The sequence below is a fragment of the Vibrio sp. Y20_XG_PY13 genome, assembly GCF_024181925.1.
In the GTDB taxonomy this organism is placed as follows: Bacteria; Pseudomonadota; Gammaproteobacteria; order Enterobacterales; family Vibrionaceae; genus Vibrio; species Vibrio parahaemolyticus.
On sequence record NZ_JAMZAL010000011.1, the window covers coordinates 14690 to 30114 of the forward strand.

Annotated in this window: 15 protein-coding genes; 13 read left to right on the plus strand and 2 right to left on the minus strand. The window is 45.6% G+C overall.

What is annotated here, in order from left to right; all coding sequences use genetic code 11:
- Window positions 1-3: 3 nt before the first annotated feature.
- Complete coding sequence (galU, locus tag NL646_RS20000; protein WP_005466627.1) at window positions 4-876, minus strand: UTP--glucose-1-phosphate uridylyltransferase GalU; 873 nt, start codon at window positions 874-876, stop codon at window positions 4-6.
- A 257-nt stretch (window positions 877-1133) separates the two neighbouring features.
- Window positions 1134-1778 (minus strand): LuxR C-terminal-related transcriptional regulator, encoded by a 645-nt coding sequence (locus tag NL646_RS20005; RefSeq protein WP_005480993.1) that lies wholly within the window; start codon window positions 1776-1778, stop codon window positions 1134-1136.
- Window positions 1779-2056: 278 nt separating this feature from the next.
- Here NL646_RS20005 and NL646_RS20010 point away from each other — a divergent pair, with 278 nt between their 5' ends.
- The 13 genes from NL646_RS20010 (at window position 2057) to NL646_RS20070 (ending at window position 15401) form a co-directional block, all read left to right on the plus strand.
- Window positions 2057-2587: a single-stranded DNA-binding protein gene (locus tag NL646_RS20010; protein WP_005466625.1), complete on the plus strand. Its 531-nt coding sequence runs from the start codon at window positions 2057-2059 to the stop codon at window positions 2585-2587.
- A 240-nt stretch (window positions 2588-2827) separates the two neighbouring features.
- Complete coding sequence (gene csrD, locus NL646_RS20015; RefSeq protein ID WP_011106082.1) at window positions 2828-4837, plus strand: RNase E specificity factor CsrD; 2010 nt, start codon at window positions 2828-2830, stop codon at window positions 4835-4837.
- A gap of 11 nt (window positions 4838-4848) precedes the next feature.
- Window positions 4849-6294: an MSHA biogenesis protein MshI gene (locus NL646_RS20020; protein ID WP_005481017.1), complete on the plus strand. Its 1446-nt coding sequence runs from the start codon at window positions 4849-4851 to the stop codon at window positions 6292-6294.
- Window positions 6291-6941 carry a type II secretion system protein GspM gene (gene gspM / locus NL646_RS20025; RefSeq protein ID WP_005497276.1) on the plus strand — a complete coding sequence of 217 codons (651 nt, stop codon included), beginning with the start codon at window positions 6291-6293 and terminating at the stop codon, window positions 6939-6941. The genes NL646_RS20020 and gspM overlap by 4 nt, the downstream gene beginning before the upstream one ends.
- The gene (locus NL646_RS20030; protein ID WP_005481006.1) at window positions 6934-7263 is read left to right on the plus strand and encodes an MSHA biogenesis protein MshK; all 330 of its coding nucleotides are present in this window, start codon (window positions 6934-6936) and stop codon (window positions 7261-7263) included. The genes gspM and NL646_RS20030 overlap by 8 nt, the downstream gene beginning before the upstream one ends.
- A 20-nt stretch (window positions 7264-7283) precedes the next feature.
- Window positions 7284-8927, plus strand: a complete 1644-nt coding sequence (gene mshL / locus NL646_RS20035; RefSeq protein WP_253664604.1) for a pilus (MSHA type) biogenesis protein MshL — start codon at window positions 7284-7286, stop codon at window positions 8925-8927.
- A 43-nt stretch (window positions 8928-8970) separates the two neighbouring features.
- Complete coding sequence (locus tag NL646_RS20040; RefSeq protein WP_005497278.1) at window positions 8971-9816, plus strand: ExeA family protein; 846 nt, start codon at window positions 8971-8973, stop codon at window positions 9814-9816.
- Complete coding sequence (locus NL646_RS20045) at window positions 9813-10889, plus strand: lipopolysaccharide assembly protein LapB (protein WP_253664605.1); 1077 nt, start codon at window positions 9813-9815, stop codon at window positions 10887-10889. Before NL646_RS20040 ends, NL646_RS20045 begins: the two co-directional genes overlap by 4 nt.
- The gene (locus NL646_RS20050) at window positions 10886-12610 is read left to right on the plus strand and encodes a GspE/PulE family protein (RefSeq protein ID WP_253664606.1); all 1725 of its coding nucleotides are present in this window, start codon (window positions 10886-10888) and stop codon (window positions 12608-12610) included. The genes NL646_RS20045 and NL646_RS20050 overlap by 4 nt, the downstream gene beginning before the upstream one ends.
- A gap of 8 nt (window positions 12611-12618) precedes the next feature.
- Window positions 12619-13842 (plus strand): type II secretion system F family protein, encoded by a 1224-nt coding sequence (locus NL646_RS20055; protein ID WP_021484749.1) that lies wholly within the window; start codon window positions 12619-12621, stop codon window positions 13840-13842.
- 3 nt (window positions 13843-13845) lie between these two features.
- Window positions 13846-14307 carry an MSHA biogenesis protein MshF gene (locus tag NL646_RS20060; RefSeq protein WP_005456302.1) on the plus strand — a complete coding sequence of 154 codons (462 nt, stop codon included), beginning with the start codon at window positions 13846-13848 and terminating at the stop codon, window positions 14305-14307.
- A gap of 294 nt (window positions 14308-14601) precedes the next feature.
- Window positions 14602-15099 (plus strand): type II secretion system protein, encoded by a 498-nt coding sequence (locus tag NL646_RS20065; protein WP_005481011.1) that lies wholly within the window; start codon window positions 14602-14604, stop codon window positions 15097-15099.
- Between the two features lie 68 nt (window positions 15100-15167).
- Window positions 15168-15401 (plus strand): hypothetical protein, encoded by a 234-nt coding sequence (locus NL646_RS20070; RefSeq protein WP_017821316.1) that lies wholly within the window; start codon window positions 15168-15170, stop codon window positions 15399-15401.
- Window positions 15402-15425: the final 24 nt, after the last annotated feature.

Here is a 15425-nt window from a genome sequence, read left to right on the forward strand (position 1 = left end):
GGTTTACACTTCTTTCTTTGTCGCGTGCTTACCTAATTCAGACTTCTTTTCATCTTTTAGGTACAAGTTTTCGAAACAGTAGTTTGTTGCTTCAATGTAGCCTTCTACGCTACCACAATCAAAGCGCTTACCTTTGAATTTATATGCGAGAACACAACCTGCTTTTGCTTGTTTCAGCAGCGCATCCGTAATTTGGATTTCACCACCTTTACCTGGTTCTGTGTTTTCGATGAGTTCAAAAATATCAGGGGTAAGGATGTAACGACCAATGATCGCAAGATTGCTTGGCGCTGTGCCTGGTTCTGGTTTTTCTACCATATCATCTACGCGGTAGATGTCATCTTTGATCATTTCACCAGAAATCACGCCGTATTTGTGCGTCTCATCAGCAGGTACTTCTTGTACTGCCACGATAGAACAGCGGAATTGCTTAAACAGCGCAACCATTTGAGCAAGAACGCCTTCTTCCTCGTTCACACACAAGTCATCGGCAAGTACTACAGCGAAAGGTTCATCACCAACCAGTTCACGCCCCGTTAGAATCGCGTGGCCTAGACCTTTCATTTCACGTTGGCGAATGTAGGTAAAGTTCGCTGATTCAATGATCTCACGAATATCGACAAGTAACTCTTCTTTGTTGGTACCGCTAATTTGGTGCTCAAGCTCGTAGTTCTTATCAAAGTGATCCATGATTGAGTGTTTGCCACGGCCTGTCACAATACACATACCGTTCATACCAGCTTGAATTGCCTCTTCAACGCCGTATTCAATCAACGGTTTGTTCACTACTGGCATCATTTCTTTTGGCATTGATTTTGTAGCTGGAAGAAAGCGCGTGCCGTAGCCTGCAGCAGGGAACAGACATTTTTTAATCATTGGGGGAATATCCTTTCTCGTCATTATCAAGAATCTGCGCAACACTTTAACACGAGAGTCGCGCATGAATCATGAATAAAGTAGGAAAAAATGTGAGACGCAGTGCGGAAAAAAGCATGATCAGTCAGGCCGTGCCGCTGTTGAGGAGCTATGTCTAACAATAATCAGGAAACTTACCCTCTCCTTGTGTTCACTATTCGACTCGCTGGGCTCGTAATCTCTGGTTCTATTAGTCGTCTTAATACATGAATGTAAGGTTAAGACATCAAGTTTTGATCGGCCCAAGCAATGGCTTGAACTCGGTTTTTCACCGAGAGCTTTTTGAAGATCTGATACAGGTGCGACTTGATCGTAAATTCGCTAACAAACAGTTCTTCTGCCATCTGGCTATTCGATGCCCCAGCTTGCAGACAACGCAGCACTTGCAGTTCGCGAATGGTGAGATCGACGGTTGCTGGCGCGGTGTGAGTATTTATCACATTTCGATAGTAGTGCAGCAGTTGGCTGGTTACGTTGCGTGGTAGCCAGTTTTGCCCGTTGACAATGCCTTTCAGTCCTTCGCCTACTTGTTCTAAAGAATCTTCGCTGTAAAACAAGCCTTTTAATTGACCGAAGGCGAGCAGTTCATCCGTAGTGAGGCGTTTTGGAACGTTGAACACGACCGTCTCAAAGTTCTTCCAAACCAATGGCAGGTTTTTAATCGATTGAACGAGTGATTTATGTTCACTGAAGTCAATGAGTAGAATTTTATTTCGATGTTCGGGTTTCGCTTCCATTAGGGCATCGGTTGAGATTACAGGAATGCTCATATCGATGTACTTTTCTAATGATGCGACTTTCTGCGCAGCATCGTCTTCCATACTAATCAGAAATAGCTTTCTTGCGTAAGCCGACTTTCTCACGTGTTCAAATCTCCCAAGGTTCAGTAGAGGCCGTAAGTTGGCATTAAAGTATGGGGAGAGCTATAGCTTTGGTGAATAAATGCGTTGAGATTCAAAGGTTCACGAATGAAGTCTGCAACGCGAATCAAAAATGCTACATATGAAAGTTGAACTGAGATTTTGGTTCTAGCGTAGGGCGTGATCGAACACAATGGCATTGGGCTTTAACCAAAACATCAAAGCGTGTATTCTATTGCGCTAAAATTAATATACAGATCCAGAGTGAAACGGAGCACATCATGGCCAGCCGTGGAATTAACAAAGTTATTTTGGTGGGGAATCTAGGTAACGACCCTGAAATTCGTTACATGCCTAATGGCGGTGCGGTAGCAAACATCACGATTGCTACTTCTGAGTCATGGCGTGACAAAGCGACTGGCGAACAGCGCGAAAAAACAGAATGGCACCGTGTTGTGTTGTTCGGTAAGTTGGCAGAAGTTGCTGGTGAATACCTGCGTAAAGGTTCACAAGTTTACGTTGAAGGCCAACTTCAAACTCGTAAATGGCAAGACCAAAGTGGCCAAGATCGCTACTCAACAGAAGTTGTGGTTCAAGGTTTCAATGGTGTAATGCAAATGCTTGGTGGCCGTGCTCAAGGTGGCGCTCCTGCAATGGGCGGTCAACAACAGCAGCAAGGCGGTTGGGGTCAACCTCAACAACCGGCTCAGCAGCAGTACAATGCACCTCAACAGCAGCAACAGGCTCCGCAGCAACCACAGCAGCAATACAACGAGCCACCAATGGATTTTGATGACGATATTCCGTTCTAAATCCCCGCTATGTTTGAATCGAAAAGGCCGCGAATATCGCGGCTTTTTTATTGCCTGAATTCAGCATGTGAGCCCGATCTTTTTAATCACTTCGCACTAACGATAAAGCTTATCAATGAAAGCAATTCTCTATATGCTTCAAACTCTCACAATCAGACTAATCCGATTGTTTGCCGAGCACTTATCAAGTATAAATATTTCAATAAGGTATATGATGAATAGAAAAGGAATTTGGTATTCATGAGGTATACCCCAACTCTTAAGCTAAGCACGCGGCTGGTGGCTTTTGTCACCATGATCGTTATATGCGCAATGTTTATCTTGTTTGTCGGCGGCACCCTCTCTTTCAAACGACTTGGGCAAGAATATCTTACCCACTACTTGGAAGGGATTGTCGAGGTTGTTGATAAAGAGATGGAAGATCCTGATGCAGCTTATTCTATGCAGCGTTGGATGCCCAAAATGTTGCAAGCAAGCAACATCGTTGAAATGACACTCTCGACAAACAACGCCGTCGTTTATCGGTTCAAAGACACTTCGCATCAAATAGAAGCGTCGGCCTTGTTTGAAACTGAGTACCAGCTGACTCACAATCAAGACTATGTCATCCGCTTTAAAGCCATCCCTCCTTACTTAGGTTACAGCTACTCCATGCAGGCGTTGTGGTCGATCACTCTCGCCGTTATTTTGATCATCTTTTGTTTGATGCGCGGTGTTGCGTGGCTAAAAGAGCAGCTTGCTGGTTCAGAAATGCTGGAAGAGCGAGGAAGAATGATCTTGGCGGGGCGAGTTGAGCAATACGCCAAGGGAGATAAAAAAGAGTGGCCTTACACCGCGAGTGAAGCACTCGATGTGTTGATCGAAGAATTACAGGATGCGCGCCAGGAGCGTAGCCGCTTTGATACCTTTATCCGCACTCAAACTTTTCTCGATAAGCTCACTGGAACAGCCAATCGAGTGCTCTTTGATAGCAAGCTGGAATCGGCTCTTTTAGAGAGTGGCGCACGTGGCGCGGTCTTGCTGATTCGTATTCAAGATTGGAAGCTCGTGGAAGAAGAGCAAGATAAGCAAATCACCGACGAGTTTATTGTTGAAGTCGGCAGCTTGTTATCCAATTTAGTGCAGCGTTACCCAGACGTGGTGTTCTCTCGTTATTACGATGCCGATTTTGCACTGTTCTTACCTCATCAAAGCGCCAAAGATGTTGCCAACTTGGCCTCACAATGTATTCGTCAACTAGAGAAACTTACGCCGCCAGATCCGCTCGACCCCGACAACTGGTGCCATATTGGTATCACTATGTACAAAGAGGGAGAGCGACACAGCCAAATTATTGATGAGGCGGAAACGGCACTCAGAAGTGCGCAGCTACAAAACAACAATAACTGGAGCCGTTTTAAGAAATGGAACCACGATGAAGAAGCGCGCGGAAGTGTGAGATGGCGTACGTTATTTGATACGGCACTTACATCAGAAAATGTGATACTCTACGCACAATCGGTTCACTCAATAAGTGATGCGACGCATAAAAAAGCCTTACACGAAGAGTTAACATGTCGAATTCGGGATCCTGAAAATGGCATTGTTAAAGCGTCCCGGTTTATCTCTGCTATCAGACAAGTGGGCTATGAAGCTCAAATGGATAGAGCTGTACTTCATAAATTCTTAAAAGACTTTAAAGAGAATTTTGACAGCTCTAAAAATTATGCTCTCAATCTAAATGTGACGCCTTTTTCGAGTCGCGAATACTTCAAGTGGTTTCGTGATGAACTTTTACAGTTGTCACGCGAGCAGAGAAAGTGTCTCAATTTTGAGTTTGTGGAAGCACAATTTGTAAGACACTTAGACTTTATGCGACCAGTCGCTAAAATGCTGGCCGGTTTGGGATGCCATCTCATGGTGGGGCAAGCGGGACGAACCATCGTCAGCACTCACTACCTAAAAGAAGTGGACATTCGTTATCTCAAGCTTCATCGCAGCTTGGTAGCAAAAATCGATCAGCGACATGAGAACCAGCTTTTTGTCCGCAGTATGCTAGGTGCAGCGGCGAACAGCAAAACCAAAATCATAGCAGTGGGAATTGAGAATCAACAAGAGCTAAACACGCTTCTTGAATTAGGTGTGTACGGCGGACAAGGACGCTATTTTTCTGCAGAGCAGCAATATCTTCCTCGCCCACAAACAGCGCAACATTCTCAATCAGAATCCCAAGTTAAATTGGGAAGACGAAATCGCTGGCGGAAAAAATAAAGATAATAATCATGGAATTTAAAGCAGTATTCGACAAGCTGATGCGATCGTCTGGTGGTGGTCGCTCTTGCTTTTTGGTTATTCAGCCAGACGCAGTTTATTTATCATCACCAGCTAAAAGTGGCCGTCCGTCTCAGTTTGAAATTTCTGAATCAAATTGGGAACGCGCTGTTGAGCAAGCGTTAAGCGTTGCCGCGAGCGCTTATGATTCTCTGACCGTAGTGCTGTCACACAACTACTATCAGATGTATCAAATCGACAAGCCAGCCATGCCACGCCAAGAGTGGTCGGCGGCGCTGCCGTTTTTACTCAAAGAGCTTATTTCTGAGCGTGCCATCGACATCATCGCTGATGCGGTAGAGCTACCAAACTCAAGTAAAGTGCAAGCTTATGTTTTATCAAGAAAGATGCTTGATAAAATTGTGCTACTGGCTAGTCGTGCTCAATTGCCGTTAGAAGCGATCATTCCGGAAGATGATGTTTGGGGTGATACCGCTGGTGAGCTTGGTAACTTTTTGTTGCTGCAACGCAGCGCGCGTGGGCATTTCCGCATCAGTGCTTTTGTTGAGCACACCATTGCATTCCATCGTTCGATTCGTAGCGTGACACCTCCTCTTACTGGCGTACCGTCAAGCGAGCTACAGATGGACAGTTTGTCTCTGGAGCTACAACGTTCGATAGACTACCTCTCTGCTCAGCTTCGTCAGGTTCAGTTGCACCAATTGAAAGTGTGCTGTGATGAAGAAGATGAGAACGAATTGGTTCAGTCGCTTAACTACCGCTTAAGCACCAAAGTATCGTCACTACTGCCTGAAGAACATGAACTCTCTGGTCATGTGCTTGCGGATGCGGCGGCGGCGTCTACAAATCGACGCGTCAATCTATATCCTGATCATTTAAAGCCGAAAAAAGATCTCCTTACGCTAAAAAATGTGGCGATTTCTTGGGGTGCGGCTGCGGCTGTGATTCTGTTGTCTTACGGCTACGTGTCTTGGCAAAGTGAAGGTTTGGAAGATGAAATCGCGATTGTGAAAGGCAAGGGCGATATTCTTAAATCTGACTTAGATTACTACCAAGTGAAGCTGCGTAAGCATCAACCTGATCCAAATAAGTTAGCGGCCAAAGCGCGTCTAGAGCGTGAAGTCAAAGCTAAGCGAGATTCCTTGAAAGCGGTGGGCAAGTACGATGATTCGCAACGCACGGGTTACTCAGGTGTGATGCAGTCATTAGCAAAATTGGGCAACCAAGAAATCTCTTTATCCGAAATTCGCATCAACAACAACACCTTGGATTTAAAAGGCTTAGCGAAAGCTCCGAGTTCAGTGCCGAGTTGGGTAAGCCAGTTCAAGAATGAGATCAGTCTTGTTGGGCGAACATTTGACGACGTGAAAATCGGTCGCAATGAGAAAGACATAGTGACGTTTGAGTTGAAAACGCGCGAGGATAAAGAGAAATGAACGAATTCTGGAGCTCATTAGAAGAGCGCTTTGGAGACATGAGCGCGCGCGAGAAAATGCTGGTGGCGCTGTGTGGCTTCGTGACCGTAGTTATGTTGCTGTTTACGTTGGTGCTAGAACCTAAGCTCAATCAGATCTCAAACAATGAAAGACAGCTGAGTAACTTAAAGCAGTCAAACCAAAAAACAGAAATTGATATTTTACGTGTTAAGGCTCAATTGAAGAAAGATCCAAACGCGGATATTGATTTGGAAATTTCCAACCTGTTGACGGAAAGTCAGCATCTTTCGATGCAGTTGTCACAAATTATTGAACATTTGGTAACGCCTTCACAAATGGCGGGCGTATTAGAGAGCGTATTAGAGCAGCAAAGTGGCATTCACTTGGTGTCATTGCAGACTCTGCCATCTGAGCCGATCACAGAAGATAAAGAAGCATCACAATACTCTGGCTACTACGTACACCCAGTACGCATGGAGCTAACTGGTGACTACTTTTCTATCGCCAACTACTTAAACAAGTTAGAGAGCTTACCTGCCAGCTATTTTTGGCGTAGCTTCAGTTACAAAGTAGAAGAATATCCAAAAGCGAAGTTAGTGCTTGAAGTGTACACATTAGGTTCTCGAGAGGAGTTTATCGGTGGTTAAAAAACTCATTATCTCAATCGCGGCTATCGCCTTGTCTGGTTCAGTCTTGGCAAATCAGGATCCAACTGCACCACTTGGTTGGCAAAAACCAGCAGAGGTGTCTGCCAAGCCCAAAGCGAAACAATACCGCTTGCCGACACTGAACAGCATTGTCTGTAAGCCAAATACCGAATGTGTCGCAATCATGAATAACCGGCTTGTCGAACAGGGTGAACTGTTTAACGGTTATCGAGTAGCAAGCATCAATAGTGAATTTGTAACTTTAAAGCGTGGTAGCCGTCAGTGGAACCTTGAGCTTTTTGGTTTAAACGTAAAAAAATAATAACCAGAGCCTGATCAGATATGCGCAAATTAGTTGTAGGAATAACGATTGCTTCTTTAATGGGATGTTCGATGGGTCACCGCGATCCGGTTGAAGTGAAGCAAGCTCTCAATGAATCTATCAATCAAGCGAATAGCCGCGCGTTGGAGGAAATTCCTTCTTCGGTAGAAGCGGATCTTATGCCTAACTTAGACTCCAATGTTTCTTCCGATAACGGAACGTCAAAGCGTTTTCGTATCCAAGCCAATGCAGTAGAGGCGAGAAGTTTCTTTGCTTCATTGGTAAAAGGGACAGAATACAGCGTCGCGATTCATCCAGCGGTTCAAGGCAATATCACGGTCAACCTTTCTGACGTGACATTAGATGAAGTGCTTAGCGTTGTACAAAACATGTACGGTTACGATGTCATGAAATCGGGCAAAGTAATCCAAGTTTATCCGGCAGGTATGCGTACGGTGACGATTCCAGTCGACTACCTACAGTTTAAACGCTCAGGTCGCTCACTGACGAGCATTGTCACGGGCTCCGTTACTTCGGCTGGTACGTCCAATTCTGGTGGTAGCTCTGACAGCTCAGACTCTTCAGATTCCAACAACAGCAATAACGGCAATGATAGCTCGACGACATCAACAGGCGGAACGCGCATTGAAACCATCACCGAAAGTGATTTTTGGCCAATGTTGCAACAAGCGGTGGCGAACTTAATTGGTTCGGGTAAAGGTCAAAGTGTGGTAGTTACGCCACAAGCTGGCGTGATCACCGTGCGAGCTTTCCCTGATGATATTCGTGAAGTGCGCGAGTTTTTGGGTGTGTCTCAAGAACGAATGCAACGCCAAGTGATTCTTGAAGCGAAAATCTTAGAAGTCACGCTTAGCGATGGTTACCAGCAAGGTATTAACTGGTCGAACTTATCGGCGTCAATTGGTAACTCAGGCAGTATCATTGTTAATCGCCCCGCTTCTGCTCTGCCTCCATTAGATGCGATTGGTACGCTTCTTGGCGGTCAAACCAACGTTACGATATCTGATGGTAACTTCGAGGCTGTATTAAACTTTATGTCGACGCAAGGCGACCTCAATGTACTCTCAAGCCCACGTATTACGGCGGCGAACAACCAAAAATCAGTGATCAAAGTTGGTACCGATCAGTACTTTGTGACTGAGCTTTCCAGTAATGCGGGTAATGGTGAAAACTCTAATGCGGTTCCTGAAGTAGAGCTGACGCCATTCTTCTCGGGCATTTCACTTGATGTGACGCCACAAATCGACAACAAGGGCAACGTGTTCCTGCACGTCCACCCAGCAGTTATTGAAGTAACGGAAGAGGTAAAACAGCTAAACCTTGGCGGTCAATTCCAAAACATTCAATTGCCATTGGCAAAAAGCTCGATTCGCGAATCAGATTCGGTCATTCGTGCGAAAGATGGCGATGTTGTGGTTATCGGTGGCTTGATGAAGCAACAAAATGTCGAGCAAGTGTCAAAAGTCCCATTCCTTGGCGACGTGCCAGCTCTGGGTCACTTGTTCCGCAACACTTCGAATGTGACACAAAAAACCGAGCTAGTTATTCTGCTTAAACCGACCGTTGTTGGCGTGAACTCTTGGCAAAAAGAGCTAGAGCGCTCGCGTGATATGCTGCAAGAGTGGTTCCCTGATGCGCAATAAGCGCAGAAGAAACGTTAGCTTTTCAAAGAGTTTGTGATTCGTTATGTACTTGTCGCATTTTGGATTTCGAGTTCAACCTTTCTCACTGACCCCAAATACGGAAATGTTTTTGGGGTTAGTGCCTCACTATGAGGCGATTCAAACCATCTTAGCTGCCGTGCAGATGGGTGAAGGGGTGATTAAGGTGACAGGTGAAGTTGGTACGGGCAAAACCATGGTTTGTCGCAAGCTGATTGAACAGATCGAATCGCAAGTGGAATTGGTCTATCTACCCAATCCTGTGCTCAACGGAGAGCAATTGCAGTTTGCCGTGGCAAGAGAGCTAGGTATTGATAATGACGATCCATTGCGCATTGTTTCTTTAATTCAAGAACACTTGATTCGTGTGCATTCAACCGGGAAGAAAACCGTTCTGATCGTCGATGAAGCTCAAGCTCTTTCTCCTGAGGCTTTAGAAACACTGCGCTTGTTCGGCAACTTAGAAACCGAGCAAGACAAATTGATTCAGTTGGTACTTTTCGGTCAGCCTGAATTGGATGAACGCTTGTCCATGCACGAATTACGGCAGTTTCGTCAACGCATTACGTTCAGTTGTGGGCTGCGTCCGTTATCTGTCGATGAAGGGGTTGCGTACATCAATAATCGCTTAGACAAAGCGGGCAATGGGTCGCACATCTTCTCCATTGAACAGAAAAAAGCGATTTGGCGTTCTGCCATGGGCATACCAAGGTTAATCAACCAAATTAGCCATAAAGCTCTGTTAGCTGCGTTTAACGACCGTTGTACCTTACTGAAAAATCATCACGTTTATGCGGCCATGCACGATACGTTTGATGCCCGTAAACCTAAGTTTAAAACACCCGTATTTTGGGGATGGAGTCAACCTTGAGTGCCATCAATAAAGCATTATCTGAACTTGCTGAAAAAACATCACCGAGTGAACTTACTCGTGCTGAGATTCCGAATGTCTCACGCAGTAAGCCTTGGCTGTGGTTGGTTGCTGGTTTTTCATTAAGTCTTGCCGTCGGCGGCTGGGCTGTGTCCCAAGGCCCTGCACCTTCGGATGAGATCACATCGTTCCAACCAAGCGCAACGCAACCTTTAGACACCACTAATGCTGACCGTCTGGCATCTTCTCCTACCAATAAGATGACGCCAGAAACCAGCAACGTGGTTTATTCTAAACCTGTAGAAAAACCGCAAGCTGTTGCAGCATTACCAACGCCTCAACCTAGTGAGGGCGTATTTGGTTCACGTGCGGATGTGGATATGAGTTCAGACGCTCCGATGCTGATCGCGCAAGTAGCGAATGCACCGAGCAATACGACAGCCAATTTGGTTGAAGAGAGTTCAATGCACATTGAGCAAGTTGAACTTTCACACCGTCAGTTATCGTTGAAAGCGATCAGTCGAGCAGAAAAAGCCATTGATGCAAACGATATGGAAACGGCGCTTTCTGCTTATACCGAAGCATTGCGTTATGAACCAAGTAATATCGAAACGCGTCAAAAGCTGGCGGCGCTTTATTTCGGTAAAGGTGATACCAGAAAGTCTTACGAAATCCTGCAAGAAGGCATCAACCTTGATAAGGATAACCAACCGCTAAGACTCGCGTTGTCGAAGCTATTGGTTAAAGCCAATCAGCCTTCTGCGGCACTGAGCCCACTGGTTCACTTGCCTCCAATGCCGAGTCGAGATTACTTGGCAATGCGCGCAGCCCTTGCGCAGAAACAAAAGCAAAACGACATCGCATTAGAAAGCTACCAGTTACTGACTCAACGCGAGCCAGACAATGCCCGCTGGTGGCTTGGTTTGGCGATTCAGCAAGAGCGAGCGCTCACTTTTACTGCTGCGATTAACTCTTACAACGAAGCGTTAGGTAAAGTAGGGATCTCGAATCAGTCGCAAGCTTTCATTCGCGATCGATTAACCATCTTAAAGCAACTGGAGAGCGCACAATGAAAATTCAGTTGAGAAAACGCTTAGGTGACCTACTCGTTGAAGAAGGCATCGTATCGGAAGATCAAATCCAGCAAGCTCTATCCGCTCAGCGCAGTACCGGACAAAAATTAGGTGATGCCCTGATTGACCTCGGGTTTATTACCGAAAAGCAAATGCTGGAGTTCTTGTCTCAGCAACTAGGATTACCGTTGATCGATCTTGGACGCGCTCCAGTGGATGCGGATACGGTGCAAATACTGCCAGAAGTGCATGCTCGTCGTTTACGTGCAATGGTGGTGGCTCGTAATGGTGACACTTTACGTGTTGCGATGAGTGATCCGGCGGATCTGTTTACCCAAGAGTCTTTAATGAACTTGCTAGGTGAGTACAACCTTGAGTTCATCATAGCCTCTGAGCGTCAGTTGATCAGCAGTTTCGACCGTTACTACCGCCGTACCAAAGAGATCGCGTCCTTTGCTGAGCAGTTACAAGCCGAGCACCAAGACGTACAAAGCTTTGACTATGGCATCGATGAAGCTGACAGTGAAGAAGTCACTGTTGTAAAACTGGTTAATTCGATGTTTGAAGACGCGGTGCAAGTTGGTGCATCGGATATCCATATCGAACCAGACGATAAAGTCCTGCGTTTACGCCAGCGTGTCGATGGTGTGCTGCATGAAACCATTCTGAACGAAGTGAACATCGCTTCTGCATTGGTATTACGCCTTAAATTGATGGCGCACTTGGATATTTCTGAGAAGCGTCTGCCGCAAGATGGTCGCTTCAACATCAAAGTTCGTGGTCAATCGATTGATATTCGTATGTCGACGTTACCGACTCAGTACGGTGAATCGGTCGTAATGCGTCTGCTTAACCAGTCGTCAGGTTTACGTCCATTAGAAGAATCGGGTTTACCGCCTGAGCTACTGGCGCGTTTACGTCGTCAGTTATCTCGTCCTCATGGCATGATTTTGGTAACTGGCCCTACGGGGTCGGGTAAAACCACGACACTTTACGGTGCGTTGAGTGAGCTCAATGAGCCGGGTAAAAAGATCATCACCGCAGAAGATCCGGTGGAATACCGTTTACCACGTATCACGCAAGTACAGATCAACAGCAAGATCGACCTGACATTTTCACGCGTGCTACGCACCTTCTTACGCCAAGACCCAGACATCATTTTGATTGGTGAGATGCGCGACCAAGAGACGGTAGAGATTGGCTTGCGAGCAGCACTAACCGGCCACTTAGTATTGAGTACGTTGCACACCAACGATGCGGTCGACAGCGCACTGCGTATGATCGACATGGGAGCGCCAGGCTATCTCGTTGCCAGTGCCGTGCGTGCCGTTGTGGCTCAGCGATTGGTTCGCCGTGTTTGTCCAGATTGTAAAACCCAAGATCATCTCGATGAGTCGCGTCAACAATGGTTAGCGGGGCGTTTTCCAAATCAAGTTGGGGTGACTTTCCACAAAGGAGCAGGTTGTCAAAACTGTAACTTGACGGGATATCGAGGTCGAATCGGTGTGTTTGAAATGCTTGAGCTGGAACATGAGATGATGGACAAGCTGCGTGCGAATGATGCGGTTGGCTTTGCACAAGCGGCTCGACGTTCAGAAAACTACAAACCGCTTCTTGCCTCAGCAATGGAGCTTGCGCTGCAAGGTGCTGTGAGCCTGGATGAAGTGATGACCCTCGGCGAGGGTGACGCTTCGGGTAAAACTGATCCCATTTTCATGTAGGTAAGTGAATGCCAACTTTTCGTTATCAAGGCCGCACATTAGACGGCTCATCAACCAGTGGCAAAATCGATGCGGTGAATTCAGAAGCTGCAGCGGAAGCATTGATGAATAAAGGGATCATCCCGCTCAATCTGCGCTTAGAGAAAGAAGGCGTAAAGAACCACGTTAGTTTGTCTAAATTGTTGGTTCCTGCCATTCCACTGGAAGTGATTATTCTGTTTTCTCGTCAGTTGTTCAGCTTAACTAAAGCTGGTGTGCCTTTGCTGCGCTCAATGCGCGGCTTACTGCAAAACTGTGAAAACAAACAGCTTAAAGAAGCGCTAGAAGATGTGGTTTCTGAGTTGAGTAATGGTCGTGGCTTGTCGTCTGCGATGCAGCCGCACAACAAAGTGTTTAGTCCGTTATTCGTTTCCATGATCAACGTGGGTGAGAATACCGGTCGACTCGATGAGGCATTGCTGCAGCTAGCAAACTATTATGAGCAAGAGCTAGAAACACGTAAACGCATTAAAGCCGCGATGCGCTATCCGACGTTCGTTATCGTATTTATTACCATCGCCATGTTCATTCTGAACATTCTGGTTATCCCAGAGTTTGCATCGATGTTTACTCGTTTTGGGGTTGAGTTGCCACTTCCAACTCGGATTTTGATTGCGACGTCCAACTTCTTTGTTCACTACTGGGGATTGCTCATTGCCGCTATGGTCGGTGCATTCTTTGTGTTCAAAGCTTGGGTTGCGACAGCAGATGGACGGGAGAAGTTTGATAAATTTCGCCTCCGCTTACCAATCGTCGGTGATATCGTAAATCGCGCTCAATTGTCGCGCTTTGCTCGAACATTCTCGTTGATGTTGAAATCAGGTGTGCCGCTCAATCAATCTTTGGCACTTGCTGGTGAAGCATTGGGTAACCGCTTTTTAGAAAATCGAATTTTAGAGATGAAAGCAGCCATCGAAGCGGGTAGCACCATTTCTGTTACTGCCATCAACAGCAATATTTTTACGCCATTAGTTATTCAAATGATTGCAGTTGGTGAAGAAACGGGTCGTATTGATGAACTTTTGCTCGAAGTCTCAGATTTTTATGATCGAGAAGTGGATTATGACCTTAAAACACTGACGGCAAGAATAGAACCATTACTTTTGGTCATTGTCGCTGGGATGGTGATGGTACTTGCATTGGGTATTTTCTTACCAATGTGGGGGATGCTGGACATCATCAAAGGCGGCTAATGCGTGGTTGAGAATCAAAGCCGAGCAACGCTCATTATGTTTGGCTTAGTTGCGGTCATCATCGTGGTTGGAATGGCGATTAAATTGCAGCCAGTCACTGAAGAAGCACAAGCGACAGGTGCAAAACTCGCAAAGGTTTGGATGCTAGACAGTGTTCAGCGTTATCACCAAGCGTGGTTAGTGCAAGGTGAGCCCAATCATATGGAAATGGATGGTTTTCAACTCACCATGACTGAAGGGGGATTGGTGTCGCCATTCACACAACAAGGCGTACTCGATTGCGGATATTGGTTAGCTGTTCATTATCCGCAACGTAAGATTATGGCTAGTGAGTTATTAGATATTAGCGGAACAATCAAAAGTAATCGTTATATCTGCAACTATACTTACGAAAGTGGCCAAACAATTGTAGTTATGTCTACCGCTAATCGACTGATAATAGACGTCGAAATGTCGGCGGAGTGAATTTTTTGACACTTAAGTACTATAAATGGGAATGAAAGTCGGTATAATGCAAACATTACCATAAGCCTAAGGTTGTAATAAAAGGTAAACCATAAAATGATTACCTTTGTTATCAAACCTTTTCGGAATAATGGCGATTCGTCATTCTGCTCAAGCGGTAGATACAGTATCCACTTCACGGTCAGTTTTAGTGAACGTTGCTGCCCCAAACCGTTTTGACAATATCCAAAATGGTCGCGTGACCTAAACGAAACCTTGCAGTCACACTGCATGCTTACATAGAGAGAGTAAACAATGAAAAGACAAGGTGGTTTCACCCTTATCGAACTAGTAGTGGTTATTGTAATCCTAGGTATTTTAGCGGTAACTGCAGCACCACGTTTCCTTAACCTACAATCAGATGCTCGAGAATCTGCGCTTCAAGGCCTAAAAGGTGCGATTGATGGTGCTTCTGGTATTGTTTTCGGTAAATCAGCAATTGAGGGTATCGAGACGAAAGCTCCAGCAAGTGACGTTAAAGTTGAGGATGTTTTAGTTGGTTACGGTTACCCAGTAGCAGCAGATAACGGTCTTAACAATGCAGTAACTGGTTTGGATGAAGATTGGGCTCTAGCTTTAGAGGGTACGACTCCTAATAAACTTGTTGCTACGTTTATTAGTGGTGACCTTAAAAAAGGTTTAGACGCAGGCAACACTGCAGCTAAGGTAAAAGCAGGTAACTGTTACGTGACTTATACTGAAGCAACTTCTGCAGCAGTTTCTACAACTGCTGTAACAGATACTGGTTGTTAATCGGTGTTATAAAGGCCAGCTAGTCTGGCCTTTATCTCCATATTTTGATTAATCTCGGAATGGTTCATATGCGTAAATCATCGGGTCTTAGTGCAATTGAGTTTGTCGTTGTGCTGGTTATCTTGGGTGTGATCGGTTATGTGGTATTACCAAGATTTATCAGCTTTGAGCCAGAAACTTATGAAGCAAAGTGGGAGCAAACCAAGCAAACCGCCGAGCACGTTTCTGAAACATTGAGCAATAAAGAAACTTACGATCGAATTGAAGAAGAGATTGGTCGTTCAAAAGGGCAAAATAACTAGACATTGGTTATTTGTTCGTCTGTT

Coding starts and splice junctions, on each gene's coding strand:
- NL646_RS20040 (WP_005497278.1), top strand. CDS start 8,971: ATGTACTTGTCGCATTTTGGATTTCGAGTTCAACCTTTCTCACTGACC.
- NL646_RS20070 (WP_017821316.1), top strand. CDS start 15,168: ATGCGTAAATCATCGGGTCTTAGTGCAATTGAGTTTGTCGTTGTGCTG.
- NL646_RS20020 (WP_005481017.1), top strand. CDS start 4,849: ATGGAATTTAAAGCAGTATTCGACAAGCTGATGCGATCGTCTGGTGGT.
- NL646_RS20065 (WP_005481011.1), top strand. CDS start 14,602: ATGAAAAGACAAGGTGGTTTCACCCTTATCGAACTAGTAGTGGTTATT.
- csrD (WP_011106082.1), top strand. CDS start 2,828: ATGAGGTATACCCCAACTCTTAAGCTAAGCACGCGGCTGGTGGCTTTT.
- NL646_RS20055 (WP_021484749.1), top strand. CDS start 12,619: ATGCCAACTTTTCGTTATCAAGGCCGCACATTAGACGGCTCATCAACC.
- galU (WP_005466627.1), bottom strand. CDS start 876: ATGATTAAAAAATGTCTGTTCCCTGCTGCAGGCTACGGCACGCGCTTT.
- mshL (WP_253664604.1), top strand. CDS start 7,284: ATGCGCAAATTAGTTGTAGGAATAACGATTGCTTCTTTAATGGGATGT.
- NL646_RS20050 (WP_253664606.1), top strand. CDS start 10,886: ATGAAAATTCAGTTGAGAAAACGCTTAGGTGACCTACTCGTTGAAGAA.
- NL646_RS20010 (WP_005466625.1), top strand. CDS start 2,057: ATGGCCAGCCGTGGAATTAACAAAGTTATTTTGGTGGGGAATCTAGGT.
- gspM (WP_005497276.1), top strand. CDS start 6,291: ATGAACGAATTCTGGAGCTCATTAGAAGAGCGCTTTGGAGACATGAGC.